13 protein-coding genes and 4 pseudogenes are annotated in these 22,801 nt (G+C 72.2%); 5 read left to right on the top strand and 12 right to left on the bottom strand.

Annotation, left to right across the window (positions count from 1 at the left end):
• Positions 1–362 precede the first annotated feature (362 nt).
• From AC07AZ_RS36040 to AC07AZ_RS36020, 5 genes and pseudogenes are all read right to left on the bottom strand, one after another.
• The gene (locus tag AC07AZ_RS36040; protein ID WP_478854975.1) at positions 363–2,048 is read right to left on the bottom strand and encodes a ribonuclease J; all 1,686 of its coding nucleotides are present in this window, start codon (positions 2,046–2,048) and stop codon (positions 363–365) included.
• A 155-nt stretch (positions 2,049–2,203) separates the two neighbouring features.
• Positions 2,204–3,103 (bottom strand): 4-hydroxy-tetrahydrodipicolinate synthase, encoded by a 900-nt coding sequence (gene dapA / locus AC07AZ_RS36035; RefSeq protein WP_478854974.1) that lies wholly within the window; start codon positions 3,101–3,103, stop codon positions 2,204–2,206.
• 211 nt (positions 3,104–3,314) lie between these two features.
• A pseudogene (gene thyX, locus AC07AZ_RS36030) lies at positions 3,315–3,764 on the bottom strand (FAD-dependent thymidylate synthase); the annotation flags it as partial.
• Between the two features lie 3 nt (positions 3,765–3,767).
• Positions 3,768–4,694 (bottom strand): annotated as a pseudogene (locus AC07AZ_RS36025) (HNH endonuclease); the annotation flags it as partial.
• Positions 4,674–4,964, bottom strand: a pseudogene (locus tag AC07AZ_RS36020) (FAD-dependent thymidylate synthase); the annotation flags it as partial. The pseudogenes AC07AZ_RS36025 and AC07AZ_RS36020, both read right to left, overlap by 21 nt.
• A gap of 202 nt (positions 4,965–5,166) precedes the next feature.
• Here AC07AZ_RS36020 and AC07AZ_RS36015 point away from each other — a divergent pair.
• Positions 5,167–5,406 carry a hypothetical protein gene (locus AC07AZ_RS36015; protein WP_478854973.1) on the top strand — a complete coding sequence of 80 codons (240 nt, stop codon included), beginning with the start codon at positions 5,167–5,169 and terminating at the stop codon, positions 5,404–5,406.
• Positions 5,407–5,521: 115 nt separating this feature from the next.
• The gene (locus AC07AZ_RS36010; protein ID WP_478854972.1) at positions 5,522–6,079 is read left to right on the top strand and encodes a hypothetical protein; all 558 of its coding nucleotides are present in this window, start codon (positions 5,522–5,524) and stop codon (positions 6,077–6,079) included.
• A gap of 126 nt (positions 6,080–6,205) precedes the next feature.
• Here AC07AZ_RS36010 and AC07AZ_RS36005 read toward each other — a convergent pair whose 3' ends face one another.
• The 5 genes from AC07AZ_RS36005 to rpsO form a co-directional block, all read right to left on the bottom strand.
• Entirely contained in the window at positions 6,206–6,658 is a 453-nt protein-coding gene (locus AC07AZ_RS36005; protein ID WP_478854971.1) for a tetratricopeptide repeat protein, read from the bottom strand.
• A gap of 11 nt (positions 6,659–6,669) precedes the next feature.
• Complete coding sequence (gene dapB, locus AC07AZ_RS36000; protein WP_478854970.1) at positions 6,670–7,422, bottom strand: 4-hydroxy-tetrahydrodipicolinate reductase; 753 nt, start codon at positions 7,420–7,422, stop codon at positions 6,670–6,672.
• 25 nt (positions 7,423–7,447) lie between these two features.
• Entirely contained in the window at positions 7,448–8,827 is a 1,380-nt protein-coding gene (locus AC07AZ_RS35995) for a M16 family metallopeptidase (RefSeq protein ID WP_478854969.1), read from the bottom strand.
• Positions 8,824–11,040 carry a polyribonucleotide nucleotidyltransferase gene (locus tag AC07AZ_RS35990; protein WP_478854968.1) on the bottom strand — a complete coding sequence of 739 codons (2,217 nt, stop codon included), beginning with the start codon at positions 11,038–11,040 and terminating at the stop codon, positions 8,824–8,826. Before AC07AZ_RS35990 ends, AC07AZ_RS35995 begins: the two co-directional genes overlap by 4 nt.
• Before the next feature lie 370 nt (positions 11,041–11,410).
• Positions 11,411–11,698 carry a 30S ribosomal protein S15 gene (rpsO, locus tag AC07AZ_RS35985; RefSeq protein ID WP_286065081.1) on the bottom strand — a complete coding sequence of 96 codons (288 nt, stop codon included), beginning with the start codon at positions 11,696–11,698 and terminating at the stop codon, positions 11,411–11,413.
• 294 nt (positions 11,699–11,992) lie between these two features.
• Between rpsO and AC07AZ_RS35980 the strand changes: the two genes are divergently transcribed.
• The 3 genes and pseudogenes from AC07AZ_RS35980 to AC07AZ_RS35970 all read left to right on the top strand — a co-directional run bounded on the left by AC07AZ_RS35980 (position 11,993) and on the right by AC07AZ_RS35970 (position 16,941).
• Positions 11,993–12,334 (top strand): DUF397 domain-containing protein, encoded by a 342-nt coding sequence (locus tag AC07AZ_RS35980; RefSeq protein ID WP_478854967.1) that lies wholly within the window; start codon positions 11,993–11,995, stop codon positions 12,332–12,334.
• Positions 12,335–13,035: 701 nt separating this feature from the next.
• Positions 13,036–13,164: pseudogene (locus tag AC07AZ_RS35975) on the top strand (SCO5717 family growth-regulating ATPase); the annotation flags it as partial.
• A gap of 507 nt (positions 13,165–13,671) precedes the next feature.
• Positions 13,672–16,941, top strand: a complete 3,270-nt coding sequence (locus tag AC07AZ_RS35970; RefSeq protein ID WP_478854977.1) for a MinD/ParA family ATP-binding protein — start codon at positions 13,672–13,674, stop codon at positions 16,939–16,941.
• 98 nt (positions 16,942–17,039) lie between these two features.
• Here the strand turns inward: AC07AZ_RS35970 and AC07AZ_RS35965 are convergent, their stop codons facing one another.
• Together AC07AZ_RS35965 and AC07AZ_RS35960 are read right to left on the bottom strand one after the other, a co-directional pair.
• Positions 17,040–18,026 carry a bifunctional riboflavin kinase/FAD synthetase gene (locus tag AC07AZ_RS35965; protein ID WP_478854966.1) on the bottom strand — a complete coding sequence of 329 codons (987 nt, stop codon included), beginning with the start codon at positions 18,024–18,026 and terminating at the stop codon, positions 17,040–17,042.
• Positions 18,027–18,163: 137 nt separating this feature from the next.
• Positions 18,164–22,120, bottom strand: a complete 3,957-nt coding sequence (locus tag AC07AZ_RS35960) for a trypsin-like peptidase domain-containing protein (RefSeq protein WP_478854965.1) — start codon at positions 22,118–22,120, stop codon at positions 18,164–18,166.
• Positions 22,121–22,801: the final 681 nt, after the last annotated feature.

Genomic DNA, 22,801 nt, shown 5'->3' with positions numbered 1-22,801 from the left:
TTTTTGGCACGCTGTTGAGTTCTCAAGGAACGGACGCTTCCTTTGTACTCACCCGAGAGACTCTCTCGCGGCTTTCCTCCGGGCGCTTCCCTTCGATCTTGCGTTTCCGACTCTATCAGACCGTTTCCGTATCCGATTTCCTCGGCGCTTTCCAGGTTTCCGCTTTCGCGTTTCCCTTTCCGGCGGCTCCGACTTTATCAGAAGTTCTGAGTCGGAATTTCCACCCCCTGCGGTCCGGATCCGGCGCTCGAAGCGTCCGGCCTTCCCGTTCAGGCGGAGACGTAAACGTACTGGAGCGGGGCGCCCCGATGCAAATCGAGGTGCCCCGCTCCGAGTTCACGCGTACGACGGGTCGTGCGCGGTCAGACCTCGACGACGACCGGGAGGATCATCGGCCTGCGCCGATAGGTGTCGGAGACCCACTTGCCGAGCGTGCGACGGATGAGCTGCTGGAGCTGGCGGGGCTCCATGACACCGTCCTGGGCCGTGCGCTCCAGCACTTCGGTGATCTTCGGGATGACGTCGCCGAAGGCGGAGTCGTCGATGCCCGAGCCGCGGGCCTGGATGTGCGGACCGCCGGTGATCTTGCCGGTGGACGAGTCGATGACGAGGAACACCGAGATGATGCCCTCGTCGCCCAGGATCTTGCGGTCCTTGAGGGCCGGCTCACCCACGTCACCGACCGAGAGGCCGTCGACGTACACGTATCCCGCCTGGACCTTGCCGGAGATCCGGGCCTTGCCGCCGACGAGGTCGACGGCCACGCCGTCCTCGGCGATGACGATCCGGTCGTGCGGGACGCCGGTCAGGGCGCCCAGTTCCGCGTTGGCCCGCAGATGGCGCCACTCGCCGTGGACCGGCATCAGGTTCTTCGGGCGGCAGATGTTGTAGAAGTACAGCAGCTCGCCCGCGGAGGCGTGACCCGAGACGTGGACCTTGGCGTTGCCCTTGTGGATGACGTTCGCACCCCAGCGGGTCAGGCCGTTGATCACGCGGTAGACCGCGTTCTCGTTGCCCGGGATCAGCGACGACGCCAGGATGACCGTGTCGCCCTCGACAATGCGGATCTGGTGGTCCCTGTTGGCCATCCGGGAGAGGGCGGCCATCGGCTCGCCCTGGGAGCCCGTGCAGACCAGGACCACGTCGTGATCAGGCAGGTCGTCGAGCGTCTTGACGTCCACGACGAGGCCCGGCGGGACCTTCAGATAGCCCAGGTCCCGCGCGATGCCCATGTTCCGGACCATCGAACGGCCGACGAAGGCGACCCGTCGGCCGTACTCGTGAGCCGCGTCCAGGATCTGCTGGATGCGGTGGACGTGGCTGGCGAAGCTCGCCACGATGATCCGCTTCTGGGCGCCGGCGAAGACCTGGCGCAGGACGTTGGAGATGTCCCGCTCGGGCGGGACGAAGCCCGGGACCTCGGCGTTCGTCGAGTCGGAGAGCAGGAGGTCGATGCCCTCCTCGCTCAGCCGCGCGAATGCGTGCAGGTCGGTCAGGCGGTTGTCCAGCGGAAGCTGGTCCATCTTGAAGTCGCCCGTGTGCACCACCATGCCGGCGGGGGTGCGGATGGCGACGGCCAGGGCGTCCGGGATGGAGTGGTTGACCGCGACGAACTCGCAGTCGAAGGGGCCGATGCGCTCGCGGTTCCCCTCCACCACTTCGAGGGTGTACGGCCGGATGCGGTGCTCCTGGAGCTTCGCCTCGATCAGGGCGAGGGTCAGCTTGGAGCCGATCAGCGGGATGTCCGGCTTCTCCCGGAGCAGGAAGGGGACGCCGCCGATGTGGTCCTCGTGGCCGTGGGTGAGGACGATGCCCTCGATGTCACCGAGGCGGTCCCTGATGGACGAGAAGTCCGGCAGGATCAGGTCGATGCCGGGCTGCTCCTCCTCGGGGAAGAGGACGCCGCAGTCGACGATGAGCAGGCGGCCGCCGTACTCGAAGACCGTCATGTTGCGGCCGATCTCGCCAAGACCGCCGAGCGGGGTGACGCGCAGGCCGTTGTCCGGCAGCGGCGGGGGCGGGCCGAGTTCAGGGTGCGGATGACTCAAAAGACTCTCCTCACCACGCGCGCCACGTGCCGATGGGGCACGTGGCGCGCGTGACGTTCGTGCAGACGCAGTTGTCGTGGTGGACGCAGACCGTTGTGGGCTGCTTTGTTCAGTTGTGAGAAACGGTTACGCGTGGGGTCGTGCGAAGTCTGGTGTCAAAGCTGTACCCCGCCAGCGGCAAGATCGATCTTGAGCTGCTCGGTCTCGTCGGGCGCGAGCTCCGCCATGGGCGGGCGCAGCGGCCCGGCGGGCAGTCCCTGCAGGGTCAGCGCGGCCTTGGTGGTCATGACGCCCTGAGTGCGGAACATACCCGTGTAGACGGGAAGCAGCCGCTGGTGGATCTCGGTCGCCTTCTGGACGTCGCCGGCGGTGTACGCCTCGACCAGGGCGCGCAGCTCGGGGGTGACGAGGTGGCCGACGACCGAGACGAAGCCGACCGCGCCCACCGAGAGGAGGGGCAGGTTCAGCATGTCGTCGCCGGAGTACCAGGCGAGGCCGGAGCGGGCGATGGCCCAGCTCGCGCGGCCGAGGTCGCCCTTGGCGTCCTTGTTGGCCACGATCCGCGGGTGCTCGGCGAGTCGCACGAGGGTCTCGGTGTTGATCGGGACACCGCTGCGGCCGGGGATGTCGTAGAGCATGACCGGCAGCCCGGTGGCGTCGGCGACGGCCGTGAAGTGACGGTACAGGCCCTCCTGCGGGGGCTTGTTGTAGTACGGCGTGACGACCAGCAGGCCGTGCGCGCCCACCCGTTCGGCGGTACGGGCGAGTTCGACGCTGTGGTGGGTGTCATTGGTGCCGACGCCCGCGACGACGTGGGCCCGGTCGCCGACGGCCTCCAGGACGGCTCGTACCAGATCCGATTTCTCCGCGTCGCTGGTGGTGGGCGACTCGCCGGTGGTGCCGTTGATGACCAGGCCGTCGTTGCCTGCGTCCACCAGATGGGTTGCGAGCCGCTGCGCGCCGTCGAGGTCGAGCGCGCCGTCCGCCGTGAAGGGCGTGACCATGGCGGTGAGGACCCGCCCGAAGGGGGTCTGCGGAGTGGAGGTCGGAGCCATGGGTAACACGCTACTCGCTGCTCAGGGCGGGGTCTGCCCCAGGGAAGGGCGACAAGTCGCGACAAAGGTGGAACCCGGCACTGCCTGCTCGGGGGTTCAAGCAGTGCCGGGTCCGTTTGATCAGGCTAGATGAACTTCTCCAAATGCCGCAATACGGACACCTCCCGAGGCTGACCCGTACATCTGTGCCCGACCGGGGAACGGAGGTGCGTCAGGGCGCCACGCGCCCGTTCGCGTTGAAGGCGGCGTGGGTGAGCGGCATGAGCTCGGCCCACGCGGCCTCCATCTTCTCGCCGACCATCTCGATCTCCCGCTGCGGGAAGGACGGGACCTTCGCCAGCTCGTGCTGGGTGCGCAGCCCCAGGAAGTGCATCAGCGAACGGGCGTTGCAGGTGGCGTACATCGAGGAGAAGAGGCCCACCGGCAGGACCGCGCGGGCGACCTCGCGGGCGACGCCGGCGGCGAGCATCTCCTGGTAGCGCTCGTACGCCTGGACGTACGACTCCTGCATGGAACGCTCCATGATCGCCTGCTGCGTCTCGGTGCCCGGCACGAACTCGTACTTGCCGGGGCGCCCCTGCTGGACCAGCTTGCGGTCCTCACCGGGGACGTAGAAGACGGGCTGGAGCTCGCGGTACCGGCCGGACTCCTCGTTGTAGGAGTTGTGGACGACGACGCCGCCAGCCAGGAAGTTGTGCCAGGGCCCTTCCACGGTGAGGTCGTAGGTCATCTCCTCGCCGTCGTCCTCGATGGACACGACCGGATCGGGCACGGCCACGGCGGTCTCGCCGGCGTGCCCTGCGAGCTTGTGCTCCTCGGCGCTCTTCGCCGCGTGGCAGGGCTCACACGCGGGGGCGAGGTTCCGCTCGTCGAGCGCACGGGTGAGGTCCTCGGCCACGGGGACGACGTGATCGAGTGCGAGGTGCTCGCGCGGGAACGACTCTCCGCACAGGTGGCAGGTGTCGGTGTCGCCGATCAGGCGATCGCGCTGCATCGAGGTCCAGACGCCCACACCCCGGTGGAGGCTGGGGGGAACCGGCTGCTGCGAAGGGTGGGGTGCCGGGCCCGCGGTCATCACCGCGTCCCCGACCGCGAGTTCACCGGCCTTCCGCCAGCCGTCCGGGGTGAGCACGGCATGGTCGACGGTGGAGCGGAGAACCCTGCCTGCGGCGGTGGTGATCCTGATCAGCGGCTTGACGCCCGACTGGATGACGTCGAGGATCCGTCCGCTCCGGGCCGTCAGCGTCTCCTCGTCGTAGCACCGCACCTGGGTGCGCCGGACGGGTTCGAGCCTGGGCAGCCGGGTCGCCGGGTGCTGTTCGCGGAATTCCGCGACGGCGGAGTCCGCCGCCTCCCGGCTGTCGTACAGCCCGAGGTAGTGGTCGGTCACCTCGCCATGGACCCGGGCCGCCCACTTCTGCGCGCCGGCGTGCCACGTCACACCGCCCGCCGAGTGCGGCAGACGGTCCTCGGCGCCGAGGTGCCACAGCTGGTACAGGTCCTCGATCGAGCGGCGGCGGACCTTTCCCGCTTCGCTCACCAGCGTGATCTCGGTGTCGCCGGCGACACACCAGCCCACCCGGTGGCGCATGAACTCGCGGAAGACGAAGATCGGGGCGCTGACGAAGAACGTCATCGAGTTGTGCTCGAACGGGCTGCCGTGCCGGTCCCGCATCAGGTAGTTGATCAGCCCCTTGGAGCGCTCGGGGTCCTTGCCCAGCTCGTCCAGGGACTGCTCACCGACGGTCGAGACGCGGGCGGCGAAGAGCACGTCGGCGTCGGACGCGGTGTGCTTGACCAGTTCGACGGTGACGTCACTGCGGAAGCTGGGCTTGAGGTGGTCGGCGGGGGTGTCGGTCACAGCTCGGAGGGTCCTTCCATGGCTCGCTCGGGCGGCGCCCACTCTACGGCCCGGCACCGACAACACGGCGATCACTGCCGGGCCGCGACATAATTCGGCGAACTCCTGCGAATTCGGGGAAAGCGGGCACCTTTCGGGGTGGCCGCTCGTCTGTGTTGATGACAGATGTCCGTTCGATCCACGACAGGAGAAGCCCGTCACCATGTTTCGCCGGCGCGAGCCCGTACCGTTCGCCTTCCTCGCCGAGGCCGACAGGTTCCGCAGCAATGTCACTCCCCCGCCCCGCGACCGGGTCCCCCGCGGCCAGCTGGCGGGACGCTGGCTGCTCGGCCTCACCGTCGTAGCCGGTCTCGTGGGCTCTCTCGCCCTCGGCATGCCGGCCCTGTCCGCCGACCAGTCGTCGACGGGAACCCAGCAGTCACAGGCGTCCCAGGGGCACTAGGCCGCGTCCGGCGCCGGATGTGACTCCATCCGGCCCCCCGAGGGTGGTGAGCGGGGACACAGGTCGATAACCTCACCGGGCACAGCCCCCTGCACGGATTGAGTGAGGACCCGTCGTGCCCCTGCCCTTCCTGACGGCCGACCGCGCGTTCGAGGCGGCGGAAGACGACGTCGCGCTGCCCTTCGAGGACCGCGACCGCTGGCGGCGCCCCTACCGTCCCGGCCCGTGGCGGGTGGGCGTCGCCGCGCTGCTGCTGCTGCTCGCCTCGTACGTGCTGTTCGCCGCGGTCGTCATCGCGCTGACCGGGTCGGTCTCCGAGGCCGGTGTGGTGTTCGGGATCGCGCTGGCGGTCATCGCCGGTGCCCTGCGCATGCTGCGCGCGGGCGTGTGGGTGAGCGCCCGCGGCCTGCGCCACGTCGGCTTCCTCCACACGCGCACGGTGCCCTGGGAGCGGGTGGTGACCGTACGGACCGTTCAGCAGCCGGTGCGCTGGCTGGGACTGCCCCGCGCGGTCCAGGGACAGGCCCTGCTGCTCGTCCGCTCGGACCGCGCCGCGAACGACGTACCGCCGCTGTTGACCACGCACAACGCGGACTTCCTGGCGCGTGACACGGCCTTCGACCGGGCGGCGGACGCGATCGAGGCGTGGGGCGAGGAGTACCGGCGGGGCTGACCGCGTCCCGCACCGGCGGCGACACGAAGGGGCCGGCCCGCACTGCTGCGGGCCGGCCCCTTCGGTTTACGGTCGCTTCTGCTTACGGCCCCTTCGGGTTACGGCCCACGGGTGGGATCGTGGGCCTCAGACCTGGACCGGTCTGCCGTCGTGCAGGGCGATCGCCCGCTGCATCGCCTTGCGGGCGCGCGGGGTGTCCCGGGCGTCGTGGTAGGCGACGGCGAGACGGAACCAGCTGCGCCAGTCGTCGGGAGCCGCCTCCGTTTCCGCCTTGCGCAGGGCGAAGACCTCGTCGGCCGAGTCGCGGTCGATACGGCCGCCCGGGGTCCGCTTCAGCTCGTCCACGGGCAGGCCGCCCTCGGCGTCGAGTTCGGCGGCGAGGGCGTTGGCCCGGCGGACGAACCGGGTGTTCTTCCACAGGAACCACAGGCCGATCAGCGGCAGGATCAGGACCGCGACGCCGAAGGTGACGGTCAGCAGGGTGCCCGCCTGGATGAGCAGGACACCGCGGCTGCCGACCAGGACGAAGTAGAAGACCAGGACGGCGGCCGTGACGGCGTAGGAGAGTTTCGCGCGCATGGGTCAGGGGCTCAGTTCAGGTCCAGGAAGTGTTCCAGGCCGAAGGTGAGGCCCGGAGTGGTCACCACGCGGCGGACACCGAGCAGGATGCCCGGCATGAAGCTGCTGTGGTGCAGGGAGTCGTGACGGACCGTGAGGGTCTCGCCCTCGCCGCCCAGCAGGACCTCCTGGTGCGCCAGCAGGCCGCGCAGGCGGATCGCGTGGACCGGCACGCCGTCGACGTTCGCGCCGCGGGCGCCGTCCAGCGCGGTCGCCGTGGCGTCCGGGGCCGGGGCGGAACCCGCCTTCGCCCGGGCCTCCGCGATGAGCTGCGCGGTGCGGGTGGCCGTGCCGCTGGGCGCGTCCACCTTGTTCGGGTGGTGCAGCTCGACGACCTCGACGGACTCGAACCAGGGCGCGGCGATCTGCGCGAACTTCATGGTGAGGACGGCCCCGATGGAGAAGTTGGGCGCGATGAGCACGCCCGTCTCCGGGGACCGGTCCAGCCGGTCCCGCAGCCGCGCGAGGCGTTCGTCGGTCCAGCCCGTGGTGCCGACGACCGCGTGGATGCCGTGGTCGACGCAGAACTCGAGGTTGCCCATGACCGAGTCCGGGGTGGTCAGCTCGACCGCGACCTGGGCGCCCGCCCCGGTCAGCGTCTCCAGCGTGTCGCCCCGGCCGAGCGCGGCCACCAGCTCCATGTCCTCGGCCGCCTCGACGGCTCGTACGGCCTCGGAGCCGATACGGCCGTTCGCACCGAGGACCGCCACGCGCAGCTTGCTCATCTTCTTGCTTCCTTAACCGGAGGGATCAGGCGACGGCGTCGTGCAGACGGGCGGCCTGCTTGTCCTTGAGCGGGCCGATGACCGACAGCGAGGGCCGCTGTCCCAGGATCTCGCGGGCGACCGCACGCACCTCGTCGGGGGTGACCGAGGCGATGCGGGCCAGCATGTCGTCCACGGACATCTGCTCGCCCCAGCACAGTTCGCTCTTGCCGATACGGTTCATCAGCGCGCCGGTGTCCTCCAGGCCCAGGACCGTGGAGCCCCTGAGCTGGCCGATGGCGCGGCCGATCTCGTCGTCGGAGAGACCGTTCTCGGCGACCTGGTCCAGCTCGTCGCGGCAGATCTTCAGCACGTCGTGCACCTGGCTCGGCCGGCAGCCGGCGTACACGCCGAACAGGCCGCAGTCGGCGAAGCCCGAGGTGTAGGAGTACACGCTGTAGGCCAGGCCGCGCTTCTCGCGGACCTCCTGGAAGAGACGGGAGGACATGCCGCCGCCGAGGGCCGTGTTCAGCACACCGAGCGCCCAGCGGCGCTCGTCGGTGCGGGCCAGGCCCGGCATGCCGAGCACGACGTGGGCCTGCTCGGTCTTGCGGCCGACCAGTTCGACCCGGCCCGCGGTGCGCAGCGCCCGCCGGCCCTCGCGCGGGGCGATGGGCTCGGCCTCCTGGTTCCGCAGCGCGCCGGCCTTCTCGAAGGCTGCCCGGACCTGTCGTACGACCTTGTGGTGGTCGATGTTGCCGGCGGCGGCCACCACGAGGTGCGTCGGGTCGTAGTGCTTCTTGTAGAAGCGGCGGATGCGGTCGGCGGTGAGGGCGTTGACGGTGTCGACGGTGCCGAGGACCGGGCGGCCGAGCGGGTTGTCGCCGAACATGGTGTGCGCGAACAGGTCGTGCACGCAGTCGCCCGGGTCGTCCTCGGTCATCGCGATCTCCTCGAGGATCGCGCCGCGTTCGACGTCGACGTCCTCCTCGCGGATCAGGGAGCCGGTGAGCATGTCGCAGACGACGTCGATGGCGAGGGGGAGGTCGGTGTCGAGGACACGCGCGTAGTAGCACGTGTACTCCTTGGCCGTGAACGCGTTCATCTCGCCGCCGACCGCGTCCACGGCGGAGGAGATGTCCAGGGCGCTGCGCCGGGAGGTGCCCTTGAAGAGCAGGTGCTCCAGGTAGTGCGTGGCGCCGTTCAGCGTGGGGGTCTCGTCGCGGGAGCCGACGTGCGCCCAGATGCCGAAGGTCGCCGAGCGCACCGACGGCAGGGTCTCCGTGACGACGCGCAGGCCGCCGGGGAGTGTCGTCTTGCGGACGACACCGATGCCGGCCGTGCCCTTGACGAGGGTTTGGGTACGGGCGACGGCCCGCGCCTCCGAGGAGGTGCGGGCCGTCGCCGTGGAGCTGCTCGACGTCACTGGTCGGTGTCGTCCTTCTTCTCGTCGTCGCCTTCGCCCTCGATCACGGGGATGAGGGAGAGCTTGCCGCGGGAGTCGATCTCGGCGATCTCGACCTGGACCTTGGAGCCCACGCCGACCACGTCCTCGACGTTCTCCACGCGCTTGCCGCCGGCGAGCTTGCGGATCTGCGAGATGTGCAGCAGACCGTCCTTGCCCGGGAGCAGCGACACGAACGCGCCGAAGGTCGTCGTCTTCACGACGGTGCCCAGGTAGCGCTCGCCGACCTCCGGCATGGTCGGGTTGGCGATCGAGTTGATCGTGGCGCGCGCGGCCTCGGCCTGCGAGCCCTGCTGGGCACCGATGTAGATGGTGCCGTCGTCCTCGATCGTGATGTCGGCGCCGGTGTCCTCCTGGATCTGGTTGATCATCTTGCCCTTGGGGCCGATGACCTCACCGATCTTGTCCACGGGGATCTTGACGGTGATGATCCGCGGGGCGTTGGGGGACATCTCGTCCGGCGTGTCGATCGCTTCCATCATCACGTCGAGGATGTGGAGGCGGGCGTCACGGGCCTGCTTGAGGGCCGCGGCCAGGACGGAGGCCGGGATGCCGTCCAGCTTGGTGTCGAGCTGGAGGGCGGTGACGAACTCCTTGGTGCCGGCGACCTTGAAGTCCATGTCGCCGAAGGCGTCCTCCGCACCGAGGATGTCGGTGAGGGCGACGTAGTGCGTCTCGCCGTTGATCTCCTGGGAGATCAGGCCCATGGCGATACCAGCGACGGGGGCCTTCAGCGGCACACCGGCGTTCAGCAGCGACATGGTGGAGGCGCAGACCGAGCCCATCGACGTCGAACCGTTGGAGCCGAGGGCCTCGGACACCTGGCGGATCGCGTAGGGGAACTCCTCGCGCGTCGGCAGCACCGGCACGATGGCGCGCTCGGCGAGGGCGCCATGGCCGATCTCGCGGCGCTTGGGGGAGCCGACGCGCCCGGTCTCACCGACGGAGTACGGCGGGAAGTTGTAGTTGTGCATGTAGCGCTTGCGGGTCACCGGGGAGAGGGTGTCCAGCTGCTGCTCCATCCGGAGCATGTTCAGGGTGGTGACGCCCAGGATCTGGGTCTCGCCACGCTCGAACAGCGCCGAACCGTGCACGCGCGGGATGGCCTCGACCTCGGCGGCGAGCGTACGGATGTCCGTGACGCCGCGGCCGTCGATGCGGACCTTGTCCTTGATGACGCGCTCACGGACCAGGGACTTGGTCAGCGAGCGGTACGCGGCGGAGATCTCCTTCTCGCGGCCCTCGAACTGCGGGAGCAGCTTCTCGGCGGCGATCTCCTTGACGCGGTCCAGCTCGGCCTCGCGCTCCTGCTTGCCGGCGATGGTGAGCGCCTGGGAGAGCTCGCTCTTGACCGCGGCGGTGAGCGCCTCCAGGACGTCGTCCTGGTAGTCGAGGAACACCGGGAACTCGCCGGTCGGCTTGGCGGCCTTGGCGGCGAGGTCGGCCTGGGCCTTGCAGAGCACCTTGATGAAGGGCTTCGCGGCGTCCAGACCGGAGGCGACGACCTCCTCGGTCGGCGCCTCGGCGCCGCCCGCGACCAGCTGGATGGTCTTCTCGGTGGCCTCGGCCTCGACCATCATGATCGCGACGTCGCCGTCCTCCAGGACGCGACCGGCGACGACCATGTCGAAGACGGCGTCCTCGAGCTCGGTGTGCGTCGGGAACGCGACCCACTGGCCGTTGATCAGCGCGACGCGGACGCCGCCGATCGGGCCGGAGAAGGGCAGGCCGGCCAGCTGGGTGGACGCGGAGGCGGCGTTGATCGCCACGACGTCGTACAGGTGGTCGGGGTTGAGCGCCATGATCGTCGCGACGACCTGGATCTCGTTGCGCAGGCCCTTCTTGAAGGACGGGCGCAACGGGCGGTCGATCAGGCGACAGGTGAGGATGGCGTCCTCGGAGGGACGGCCCTCGCGGCGGAAGAAGCTGCCGGGGATCTTGCCGGCGGCGTACATCCGCTCCTCGACGTCCACCGTGAGGGGGAAGAAGTCGAGATTTTCCTTGGGCTTCTTGGAGGCCGTGGTGGCCGACAGCACCATGGTGTCGTCGTCCAGGTACGCCACGGCGGAGCCGGCGGCCTGCCTGGCCAGGCGGCCCGTCTCGAAGCGGATGGTGCGGGTGCCGAAGGAGCCGTTGTCGATGACGGCCTCGGCGTAGTGGGTCTCGTTCTCCACTAGTGTTTTCTCCTCGTCTTCGTCCCTCCTTGCCCGTGTGGCAGGGGGACGTTTGCGGAGAGGCGCTCCGTCTGGTGCGGGCCGGTCTTCGATCGAAGCACCCGGGGTTCACTTCCTCCCGGGCGCCACTACCGAGGACCGGCGGCGGCGAGGTGCGCTTCTCCTCGTTCGTCTCGTGAGGTCGCCCTACCCGTGCGGGTGGGCGTCCCTCACTCTGTGTCGTGCGTACTGCGTTGTCGTGCGTACTGCGTTGTCGTGCGTCCTGCGTTTCGCGTTGTGCTACCACACTACAAAGGGGTGGCGGCACTCCGCACGTACAGCAAAAGGGAGCGGCCCCCTTCGAAGGTGGGAACCGCTCCCCTCACGTGTCTTACTTGGCGCCCGCGGCGCCGCGGCGGATGCCGAGACGCTCGACCAGCGCACGGAAGCGCTGGATGTCCTTCTTGGCCAGGTACTGCAGCAGGCGGCGGCGCTGACCGACCAGGATCAGCAGACCACGACGGGAGTGGTGGTCGTGCTTGTGGGTCTTGAGGTGCTCGGTCAGGTCCGAGATCCGGCGCGAGAGCATGGCGACCTGGACCTCGGGGGAGCCGGTGTCGCCCTCCTTCTGGCCGAACTCGGTGATGATCTGCTTCTTCGTAGCGGCGTCGAGCGGCACGCGTACTCCTCGTAGTCTTGTGAAAGCCGCCGAGTGCCCCCGGTCTTGGTCTCGGGGGAGCTTCCGTTACTCGGGAGGCGGGGATCCGATGGGCGCGGCCTCCAGAGCGCCGAGCTCCAGGGGTGCGTACACAAACGGCCGTCACTCAGGGTACCAGCCTGGGCAGGACCCGGTTGCCGGGGGTCGCCGGCCGCCCGCGAGGCACGTACATCCATAAACCCCTGAGCAGGGCGAAGAGGGGCAAGTAGGGTGGCCTCCCAGCCAGTTGGGACAGACGGAAGGATCGGAGCCGCGATGGCCGACGCCGACGACAGGGAACTCAGGGCACGCAAGGAGCGGGAGCGGGACGAGCTGTACGCCCTCGACATCTCCGGCGTCGAGTGGCAGAGCGCCCCGGGCACCGAGGAGCACGAGGAGCGGGTGGAGATCGCCTACCTGCCCGACGGCGCCGTCGCCATGCGGTCCTCGCTCGACCCGGACACGGTGCTGCGGTACACGGAGGCGGAGTGGCGGGCCTTCGTGCTCGGCGCGCGGGACGGTGAGTTCGATCTCGAACCGGCACCACAGGGATCGTCACCTGAAGTGACGTCAACGCCACAGAGTGTGGCGCATGGTGGAGGCGCCTCGGCGGAGTAGCCGGCGCGCGTCACACGGAAGTAGAGCAGAGGAAGAGAAGTGAAGAGGGGGTGGGGCGTGAGCCGGCCGGGCGGGCTCACGTCTCACCCGTGAGAGTCGCGCCCGTTCCACGGCGGTGAGTCACCCGTCGGTGGAGCCGGGCGCTTGTCGCTGTCCGGGGCGGGGTAGATGGGGCGGCGGGGTGGGGGTACCGGTCGGGGTGGGCGTCGCACATGGTGTGGGGGTCGGGGTGGGGGTGCCGGTCGGCGTGGATACGGCCCGCGTGGATGTGCCGGTCGGAGTGGACACGGCCGGTGTGGGGGTGCCGGTCGGCGCAGGGCTCGGTGGCGGGTGTCTCGATTCAGCGGGTGATGGCCGTCGCGGGTTCTCCTTATCAACGTCGTTGCGGTGTAAGGACGTTCAGGTTACTTGTGGTTGGCTTGTTTCGTCTTCCGACCGGTTTGCGCCCTGGCGAGAGAGCTCCATACGCCCTTTCTGGGCAGGTTGTGCCGTGGCGGGCGGACGCTGAGGGGTGGACGGGCCTGCCGGGTTGGGGTCCGTGGTGATTAGGCTGGGAGCGGGCGCGTCGCCACATCCGCGAACCGGGTGTCGGTGCCTCAGGGGGAGAGCCGGCGGATCGGACGACCTCGAACGACGACGGACGACAAGCAACTGGTCGCCCCAGCACGGCATGAGGGTGCTCGACCACACCAGGAGGAACTGTGAGCAGCGATCGGGACGGCATCCGCGGGGGCTGGGCCACACCCGGCGATGACCAGCCCGACGCGGAGTCGGCCGTCGAGACGACGGGCGAGTTCACCATCGACTACGCGCCGCCCGCCTGGTACACGCAGAACGCGTCGGAGGGCTCGGCGGATTCGGGGAATCCCGGCGATGCGCAGGACGCCGGGGACTCCGGCGTGCCGGAGGAGCCGAAGGATGCGAAGGCGGAGGTGCCGGGTCCACGGGTGCCGGGTGCTCCGGGTCCTCTGAACGTGCCGGGTCCGCCGTTGCCCGGGCTGGCTCCGCCGGTCCACACGCGGCCCGCCGCCCCGGCGGCTCCGGTCGCTCCTCCGGCGGCACCCTCCGCTCCGGCCGCGGGGCCGGCGTCCGTTCCGGCTCCCGCTCCCGGGCTGCCTTTCTCTCCCCCTCAGCCTCCGCCCGCGCCCGGGGCGCCCTACACACCTCCGGCGCCGGCGCCCGGGGCTCCGTTCACGCCGCCCGCCCCGCCGGCCGGGGGGCCGGTGGCCGTGCCCCGGCTGCCGGTGGGGAGCGGCTTCGAGCCGCAGGGCCGGCGGGCCGAGGAACACGGCGAAGCGGCTCCGGCCGCGCCCGCCTCCCCTTCGGCCGTACCGGGCATGCCTGTTGGCGGATTCCAGCAGCAGTGGAACCCGCCGGCTCCGCCGGTCGCTCCCGTCGTTCCCGCGGCTCCGGCCTCCTCGGTGCCCGAGGAGCCCGATGCGGAGGACGGTGACCTGGAGAGCGGCGCCACCATGCGGATCTCCCCCGTCGCGCTGAAGCGGGAGGTCGCGGACCGGGCGGCCGCCGTCGAGGGTGAGAACGCCGCGCCGGACGAACGTCCGGAGGCAGAGACAGAGGCAGAGGCAGAGGCACAGGTTCAGGTTCAGGCCGAGGTTGAGGCCGACACCGAGGCCGGTGGCGAGGTCGGTGGCCGTGACGACGAGGTCGTGACGGAGACCGGTGCGGCGGCTCACGAGGCCGACGTGGACGAACCCGCCGCCGATTCCGATACCGCCGAGGCGGATAGCGAGGAGGACCAGGACGGGCCCTCCGAGTCCGGTGAGGGCTTGGTCGTCGCCACCGGCGTCCAGGACGATGCCGTAGCCGAAACCGCGGAGCCGGCCTCAGCGCCGGAGGATGGTGCCGCCGCGTCCGGGACCGTCGAGGAGACCAGCGAGGACTCCGGCGCGCAGACCGCGCCGGAAGCCGAGGCGGAGGGCGCGGACGAGGCCCGGCATGACGCACGGGTTCAGGACGACGCCCAGGCTCCGGACGTACGGCCCGACGCGGCCCCCTCCGATGTCGTACCCGAAGAGGGCGTGCAGGGCGACGGCCCCCAGGATGGTCCTTCCCCGAGCGACAGTGCTCCCCAGCCTCCTCCGGCCTGGACTCCCTCACCGGCGCCCCAGGGTGGGCTTCCGCCGTTGCCGCCCTCGTACGAACCCGCCGCGCCGGCGCCGGCCGCCCAGTGGCCGGTGCAGCCGCAGCCGGCCGAGCCTGCCCCATCACTTCTGCCCCCGTCGCAGCCGCAGCCGCAGTCGCAGCCGCAGCCCGCCGCCGCTCAGGCGCAGCCGCCCGTTCCGCCGCAGCAGCCCGCCTTCCAGCCTCAGGCGCCCCAGCCCGCGCCCGCGGCCTGGAACCCGCCGGCCGCGCCGCAGCCCGCTCCCGGCGTCCAGCAGCCGGGTGCCGCGCAGCAGCCGCCGGCCCCGCAGCCGTATGCCACGCCCGTCGCACCCGACCCGCAGACCGGCTACGGCTTCCCGCAGCCCGGCACCGCGCCCGCCCCCAACGCGCAAGCGGGCTACGGCTTCCCGCGGCCCGGCGGCCCGGCATCCGCGTACCCGCACGCCCAGCCGGACCCCACCCCCCCGGCACCGCAGGCACCGCAGGCGCCGCAGGCACCGGCCGACCCCAACACGCCCAGCGGGTACGGCTTCCCGCAGCCAGGCACGGCGCCCGCCCCCAACCCGCAGACCGGCTACGGCTTCCCGCAGCCCGGCGGACCGGCATCCGCGTACCCGCACGCCCAGCCGGACCCCACCCCCCCGGCACCGCAGGCACCGGCCGACCCCAACACGCCCAGCGGGTACGGCTTCCCGCAGCCCGGCACCGCGCCCACCCCCAACCCGCAGACCGGCTACGGCTTCCCGCAGCCCGGCGGTTACGGCTTCCCGCAACCTCCCGCACCCCAGGGACAGCCGCAGCCACAGCCCTACGGACAGCCGCAACCGCACCCCGCCGTGCCCCATCAGGCACAGCCCCAGCCCCAGTCGCAGCCCCAGGGCCCGATCCCGTCCACCCCCGCACCGGAAGCCCGTCAGGGTTTCCCGCAGCAGCCCGCTCCCCCGCACCCCCACGCGGAGGCGCAGCCCCCGGCACACCAGGCGCAGCCTCAGCAGCCGCAGCCGCCCGTGGACCCGCGGCTGGGTGCCGCCTGGCCGCAGCCCATACAGCACGACCAGCGGCAGATGACCAACCCCGGTGCCGCGCCGCTCGGTTACACGGCCGCAGTGGAGCTGTCCTCCGACCGGTTGCTCAACAACAAGAAGCAGAAGACGAAGAGCACCCGGCCCGCCGCCGCCTCCTCGCGCTTCAAGATCGGCGGGAAGAAGGAGGAGGCCGAGCGGCACCGGAAGCTCGACCTGATCCGGACGCCCGTTCTGTCCTGCTACCGGATCGCCGTGATCAGCCTCAAGGGCGGCGTCGGCAAGACGACGACCACCACCGCGCTGGGCTCCACGCTCGCCACCGAGCGGCAGGACAAGATCCTCGCGATCGACGCCAACCCGGACGCCGGTACGCTCGGCCGCCGGGTGCGACGCGAGACCGGGGCCACCATCCGCGACCTCGTCCAGGCGATCCCGTACCTCAACTCGTACATGGACATCCGGCGGTTCACCTCCCAGGCGTCCTCCGGTCTGGAGATCATCGCCAACGACGTGGACCCGGCCGTCTCCACGACCTTCAACGACGAGGACTACCGGCGCGCGATCGACGTGCTCGGCAGGCAGTACCCGATCATCCTGACCGACTCGGGCACCGGCCTCCTCTACAGCGCCATGCGCGGGGTGCTGGACCTGGCCGACCAGCTGATCATCATCTCGACGCCGTCCGTGGACGGTGCGAGCAGCGCCAGTACGACGCTGGACTGGCTGTCGGCGCACGGGTACGCCGATCTCGTCTCACGGTCCCTCACCGTCATCTCGGGTGTCCGCGAGACCGGCAAGATGATCAAGGTGGACGACATCGTCAGCCACTTCGAGACGCGGTGCCGGGGTGTCATCACCGTGCCGTTCGACGAACACCTGGCCGCCGGTGCGGAGGTCGACCTCGACATGATGCGGCCGAAGGTGCGGGAGGCGTACTTCAACCTCGCCGCGATGGTCGCCGAGGACTTCGTCCGGCACCAGCAGGCGCACGGCCTGTGGACCTCGGACGGCAACCCGCCCCCGGTGGCCGCCCCGCCGCTGCCCGGACAGCAGGCCCCCGGGCAGCAGGTCCCGCAGTTCCCCGGACAGCAGGTGCCGGGCCAGCACATCCCCGCCCAGCCGGGACCGTACCCCCCGCAGCAGCCCCAGCACCCCCAGCCCGGACAGCCGTACGCCCAGCCGCACCCGCAGCCCGGTCAGCCGCCGTATCCCCAGCCGGGGCAGCCCTACCCCCAGGCCGGCGGCCACCCGTACCCGCCGGCGGGCCAGCCCTCACAGCCGGGCCAGCCCTCACAGCCGGGACAGCCCGCACAGCCCGGGCAGCCGGCGCAACCCGGCCCCCGGGCCCAGCAAGGACAGACGGCTCAGCCGGCACAGCCGGGCCCCCCGGCCGCCCCGCCCGCCGGCCACCCGCAGGCCCCGCCGCCGCCCGCCCCCCAGCCCCCTCAGCAGCACTGACGCCACCGCCTGCCCCCCGGGGGCAGGCAATGCGAAAGGGCGGCCGGTGCCTACAGGCACCGGCCGCCCTTTCGCGTGCTCAGCCGCTCGGTTTACGGCTACTCGGCGGACGGAGACGGAGACAGGGACGCGGACGGAGGCGTGGACACCGCGATCAGCTCACGGCAGCGCTTGACGTCCGCCGCCATCTGTTCCAGCAGCGCGTCGATGGAGTCGAACTTCGCCTGCCCCCGCACGAAGGCGAGGAAGTCGACGGCCACGTGCAGGCCGTACAGGTCCAGTCCCACCCGGTCGATGGCGTACGCCTCCACCGTGCGCTCGGTGCCGTCGAACTGCGGGTTGGTGCCGACGGAGATCGCGGCCGGCATGGCCTCACCGTCGGCGTGCAGCCAGCCGGCGTAGACGCCGTCGGCCGGGATCGCGGTGTGCGGGAGGGTCTCCACGTTCGCCGTGGGGAAGCCCAGCTCGCGGCCGCGCTGGGCGCCGCGGACGACCACGCCCTCGACCCGGTGCGGGCGGCCCAGGATCTCGGCGGCCCCCTCGACGTCGCCCTCGCCGACCAGGCGCCGGGTCAGGGTCGAGGAGAAGGGTTCGCCGCCGCCCGCCTCGCCCGACACGTACAGGTCGACGACCTCGACGTCGAAGTCGTAGGTCTTGCCCTGCTCGGCCAGGAACTCGACGTTGCCCGCGGCCTTGTGGCCGAAGCGGAAGTTGGGGCCTTCGACGGCCGCCTTGGCGTGCAGTTTGTCGACCAGGACCTTGACGACGAAGTCGGCCGGGGACAGCTTCGAGAACTCGGTGGTGAAGGGCAGGATCAGCACGGCGTCCACGCCCAGGTCCGCCATGAGTTCGGCGCGGCGGTGGTGCGGGGCGAGCAGCGGCGGGTGGCTGCCCGGGCGGACGACCTCGCTGGGGTGCGGGTCGAAGGTGACGACGACGGAGTGCACGCCGAGTTCACGGGCGCGTTCCACCGTGTGCCGGATGATCAGCTGGTGCCCGCGGTGGACCCCGTCGTAGGAGCCGATGGTGACGACGCTGCGTCCCCAGTCCTGGGGGATGTCCTCCAAGCCACGCCAGCGCTGCACTGTGTTCGCTCCTCGTCGCATGCTCGTCGAACCCGTGTCCGTGTCTGCCTCTTACGCAGGTCTAAGGGTGCCATGCCGGATGGCCGCGTCCCGCATCGGCATGGAGGCTGTGACGGTTCGCACGCGCCCGGAGCCGGTCAGGCGGGGACGCGTACGCCCGCGAGGTTCTCGATCATCCGGCGGGCGCCGGGTCCCAGCACCGCCGCCCACTCGTGCGGAGCGTCGGACAGCCAGCCCGCGAGGAGGGCGGCGAAGCCGGGAACCTGGCGGGCCAGGTCGACGAGACCGCAGTCGAGGCGGGTCGCCCCGTCCGGGGTGCGGACCAGGAGCAGGCCGGTGCGCCGGACGAGGTCGCGCAGTCCGGCAGCGTCCCGGGCCGCCGTGCCCTCGACGGCGGTGCGCAGCAGCGCGTCCAGGACGGCCGGATCGTGCTCGTGGGCCAGCAGGACGTCGAGGAGTTCGTGGCGCAGGGGCCGGGAGGCGGGGGCGCCGGGCGCGGCGAGTACGGCGGCGAGCGCGGCGCGCGCCGGTTGCGGGCCGCCGTCCAGCAGTCCGGTGACCAGCGGCAGGAGGACGGCTCTGGCGGCGGGGCCCTGGTCGAGGCGCCGGTCGAGGTACGCGGCGAGGTGGACGGCGGTCTCCGGCAGCTCCGCCACCGCCTCCCGCACCAGGTCGGCGACGCGGCCGGCCAGCGCGGGCGTCGTGACATCGGCGAGGGTGCGCAGCGCCGTCCGGGCGCCCGGACGGCGCAGGCGGGCCCGGAAGGCGTCCAGGACCGGGTCCTGGTGGGTGGGCAGGGCGGCTGCCAGCGCGCTCGGCGGGAACAGCGGGTCGCCGTCCGCGAAGTGACCGAGCGCCCGCGGGAGATGACGCGCGCGGGTGTGCGGATCGCGGACCAGGAGGGCGAGCGCGCCGCCGTGCAGAGCGCGGTCGGCGGGGCGGGCGAGCAGGGTGAGGGCGGCGTGGCGGAGCAGTTCGCGGTCGGCGTCGGCGCGTGCCCGGGGTGCGGCGCGCAGCGCGTGGGTGACCGCCGCCGCCCGCCGCTCCGGCCGCTCGTCGTGCGCCCACCGGTCCACGGCCCGGCAGACGGCGGACGGTTCGTCCTCCGCGAGGACGGCGAGCAGTTCGTCGGCCCGGGGGTGGGCGCTGTCGGCGAGCACCTCCGTCAGGGCGTCCAGGGCCCGGTGCCGGTGGGTGTGCAGCAGCGCCTGCGCGGCCTTCGCCACCGTCGCGTGCGGGGTGGCGGGCAGCGGACGCTCGTCGTCGAACCAACGCACCAGATGCGGTTGTACGGCGACGGGGTCGGTGGCGAGGAGCGCGGCGACGGCGTCGAGGAAGCGGGGCTGGGCGGTGACGGACGGCTGGACAGTGGGCGCGGGCGGGGCGGTGCCGGACAGCGGGACCGTGCCGGACGGCTGGGCGATGGGCGCGGGCGGGGCGGTGCCGGACGGCTGGGCGATGGGCGCGGGCGGGGCGGTGGGCGCGGGCGGACCGTCGGCGAGGAGCAGGCGGCGCAGCAGGTCGAGGCGGATGTCGTCCGGGAGGGACAGGGCGGTCCAGAAGGCGGGGCCGAACTCGGCCGGCGGCGGGCGGTCGCGCCGGCCGAACTCGGCGAGCCGTTCGGCCAGCAGGCGCAGGACGTCCGTGTACGGCGTGGCGTCGGGCACCCGTGACAGGGTCTCGGCGAGCAGCCGCAGGGCCCACCAGGAGTCCGGGTCGGTGTCCAGCGCGTACACCAACTCCTCCAGCCGTAGGGCCAGTTGAGGCGTGCCCTGCTGGCGCGCGAGGAACAGCAGGGCCTGTACGACGGAACCGATGCGGTGGTGCGGGACCGGGTGGGGGTGCGTGTCGTGCGGCGGGGTGCGGCGGTGGACCAGGGCGCGCAGTGCGGCGTCCAGGTCGAGGTGCGTGCCCTGGAGCCAGTCGGCGAGTTCCTCGTGGCCGAAGCGGTAGCCGCTGCCCGCGGGGACCAGGAGGCCCTCGGTGAGGACGGCGGAGGCCCAGCCGGTGCCGCCGCCGAGCCGCGCGGGGGCCGCACCCCAGGGGAACAGCATCTCGAACGTCACCGGGTCCAGCTCCGCCGGTCCGGGTCCGAGGCTGCGCCGGGCGGCCTCGTGGACCTGCCCGGCGACCTTGGCGGCGAGCCGGCGGACGGCGGTGCCGCGCAGGCCGCCGGCGGCCGCGAGCCGTACGGCGACGCGCAGGCAGATCAGGTCCAGGTGGGCGGAGAAGACGTCGTCGCGGTCGACCGGCGCGGCGTGGGTCCCGGGCTGCCCGGGGAGAGCGGCGCGGACCTCGGAGAGCAGGCGGAGGGTGAGGGGGTGGCGGGCATCGGCGCCGCGCAGGGCGTTCTCGGGGATGCCGTACCGGGCACGGGCCTGGCGGGCCTCAGGTTCCCGCAGGTCGCCCAGGTGAACGGCGGGCGGGACCGGCGACACCGCGCGCGCCGGGACGGAAGCGGTGAGGTCCCCGGCGCGGCCGCCGTGCACCTCCTCGGGAGGTGACGCGGTGAAGCCCTCGGCACGGCCGGCGTCCACCGCGTCGGGAGGTGGGGGCGTGGACCCTTCGGCGCGACCGGCGTGCACCGCGCGGGGGCCCGGAGCCGCGACCTCCCCGCCGCAACCGCCGCACACCGCCCCGAGGCCCGAAGCCGTCTCCTCTCCAGCACGACCGCCGCACACCGCACCGGGGCCCGGAGCCGCGTCCTCCCCGCCGCAACCGCCGCACACCGCACCGCCGACCGCAACCGCGACCTCCCCGGCACGGCCGCCGTACACCGCACCGCCAACCGCAACCGCGACCTCCCCGGCACGACCGCCGTACACCGCGGCGGCCGGGAATCCGGCCGCCGCCTCCTCCCAGGACTCCGGCCGGCAGGCCACCACCAGGCGTGCTCCTGTGTCCCGCAGCCACTGCGCCGTCGCGGCGGTCCACGCCGGCAGGCGGTGCGCCAGGGCGGACGGCATCTCCTCGGGGCCGTCGAGGAGGAGGAGCAGGGGCCGCCCGGCCGTGCGGGCGAGGCGGGCCAGGCGGTGCGGGGTGAGGTCGCCGAGGTCGGCGGGCAGGGCGGACCGGGAGGCCGCGACGATCCGTGTCGCCCGGGTCAGCGCACGGCCCGCCGCGTCCGCCACCGAGCCGTCGTCACCTGCCAGGTCGGCGCCGCGCAGCCACAGGGTGGGGGCGGGGTTCGCACTCCGGTGCCGGCGGGCGGCGAGGGACGCGAGTTCCGTCGTACGGCCGCTGCCGGGTGCTCCGACGAGGCCGAGGACGGCGGCGCGTCCCCGCAGGAAGGCGGTGAACTCCGCGGTGACATCCGGTCGTTCGACGGGTGCGACGGGCGCGGCGGATTCGGCCGGCCCCGGCGGCCCGTCGCCCGCGCGGACCTCGGGCGCACCGGGCGGTCCGTCCTGGGCGAGGGAGGTGGCCGTCAGTTCCAGTACGCCGGCCAGGTTCAGGTCGGCGCCGTAGGCGGGCACCGTCGCCGCGTTGCGGGCGAGGAGGTCGGCGAGCGGACCCGCGGTGCGGGGCAGGGGCACGGCGAAGCCGGTGTCGCGGGAGCCGCAGCGCAGGGCGGTGCCGAGTACCCCGACGACGGCACCGGTCAGGGCGTCGAGCACCGGTCCCCCGGCCGCTCCGCCGCCGAGCCGCAGGGCGTCCCGGCCGGTCGTACCGATCGCCAGCTCCAGGGCGTCGCCGAGGTGGTGGAAGCGGTCGGTGGCGGTGTACGTCACGTCGGTCGCGCCCAGCACGCGCGCCTCGCGCCAGCCGCCGGCGGCGATGCGTACGTAGGTGCCGGTGTCGATCCGGTCCCGCGCGGTGACGGGGAGCGGGTCCACCCCGAGGCCCTGGGTGCGGACGAGGGCGAGGTCCAGCCCGGGCAGGGGGGTGACCTCGTCGGCGGTCACGACACAGCTGCGGTCGCCGGCGGCGCTGAGCACGAGCCGGCGCAGACCGTCCACGGCCTCGTGACTGGTGATCACCGTGCCGTCGTGGTCGGCGACGAAGCCCGCGCCGCGAGGCCGTCCGGCCAGGTCGTGGAGGCGTACGACGACGTCGTCGAGGCTCTGCCGGGCCCGGTCGCGGTGGTCGTCCACGGTGGGCTCGTGCCCGGCACGGTCGTCCTCAACACGGTCGTCCCCGGCACGGTCGTCCCCGGCACGGTCGTCCCCGGCACGGTCGTCCTCGGCACGGTGGCGCGAGGCGCCCAGGGAGGGGGAGGCGGCGGTCCGCGAAGCCGCGGTGCGAGAGGCGCCAGCCGGGGAAGTGACGGTCCGGGAAGCCGCGGTGCGGGAGGAGTCGGGCCCAGGGAAGTCGTCGGGCTGCGAGGCTGTGTCCTGGGAGCAGCCACTCCCACGCCCTGTCGGCCTGGAGCGGTCCTCGGCCTGGAAATTGGCCCGGTTGCCGGTACCGGCGAAGTCCCACACCGGCCGCCCGCCCTCCGGCGTCCGGGGTCCGCCCCCGGTACGGGGGTCACGTGCCGTCATGGTCGAACCTCCCGCCGTACATCCGTGCCTGTGCTCGACGGTAGGCGCGGGGTGATCGGCGGGACAGATCTCGTGGCGAACGCGCCCCCTTCCGCTCCCTCGGTTCACTCCGAGCGCCTGCCCGGACGGGTGAATGGACCGGGGCGGGTGGATACACCCTAGAGGTGGGGGAACCGAGGGGGGACCGTGGGGGGGGGGGGGGGGGGGGGGGGGGGGGGGGGGGGGGGGGGGGGGGGGGGGGGGGGGGGGGGGGGGGGGGGGGGGCGCGGACGGTAGTTGCATCTTCTTCTT

It is taken from the genome of Streptomyces sp. NPDC043878, assembly GCF_056435735.1.
This window is presented reverse-complemented; position numbering and strand designations above follow the sequence as displayed.

What these genes read in the sequence shown, in the direction of transcription:
- dapA (WP_478854974.1), bottom strand. Translation starts at nt 3,103, where the DNA reads ATGGCTCCGACCTCCACTCCGCAGACCCCCTTCGGGCGGGTCCTCACC.
- AC07AZ_RS36015 (WP_478854973.1), top strand. Translation starts at nt 5,167, where the DNA reads ATGTTTCGCCGGCGCGAGCCCGTACCGTTCGCCTTCCTCGCCGAGGCC.
- AC07AZ_RS36005 (WP_478854971.1), bottom strand. Translation starts at nt 6,658, where the DNA reads ATGCGCGCGAAACTCTCCTACGCCGTCACGGCCGCCGTCCTGGTCTTC.
- dapB (WP_478854970.1), bottom strand. Translation starts at nt 7,422, where the DNA reads ATGAGCAAGCTGCGCGTGGCGGTCCTCGGTGCGAACGGCCGTATCGGC.
- AC07AZ_RS35980 (WP_478854967.1), top strand. Translation starts at nt 11,993, where the DNA reads ATGGCCGACGCCGACGACAGGGAACTCAGGGCACGCAAGGAGCGGGAG.
- AC07AZ_RS35970 (WP_478854977.1), top strand. Translation starts at nt 13,672, where the DNA reads ATGCCTGTTGGCGGATTCCAGCAGCAGTGGAACCCGCCGGCTCCGCCG.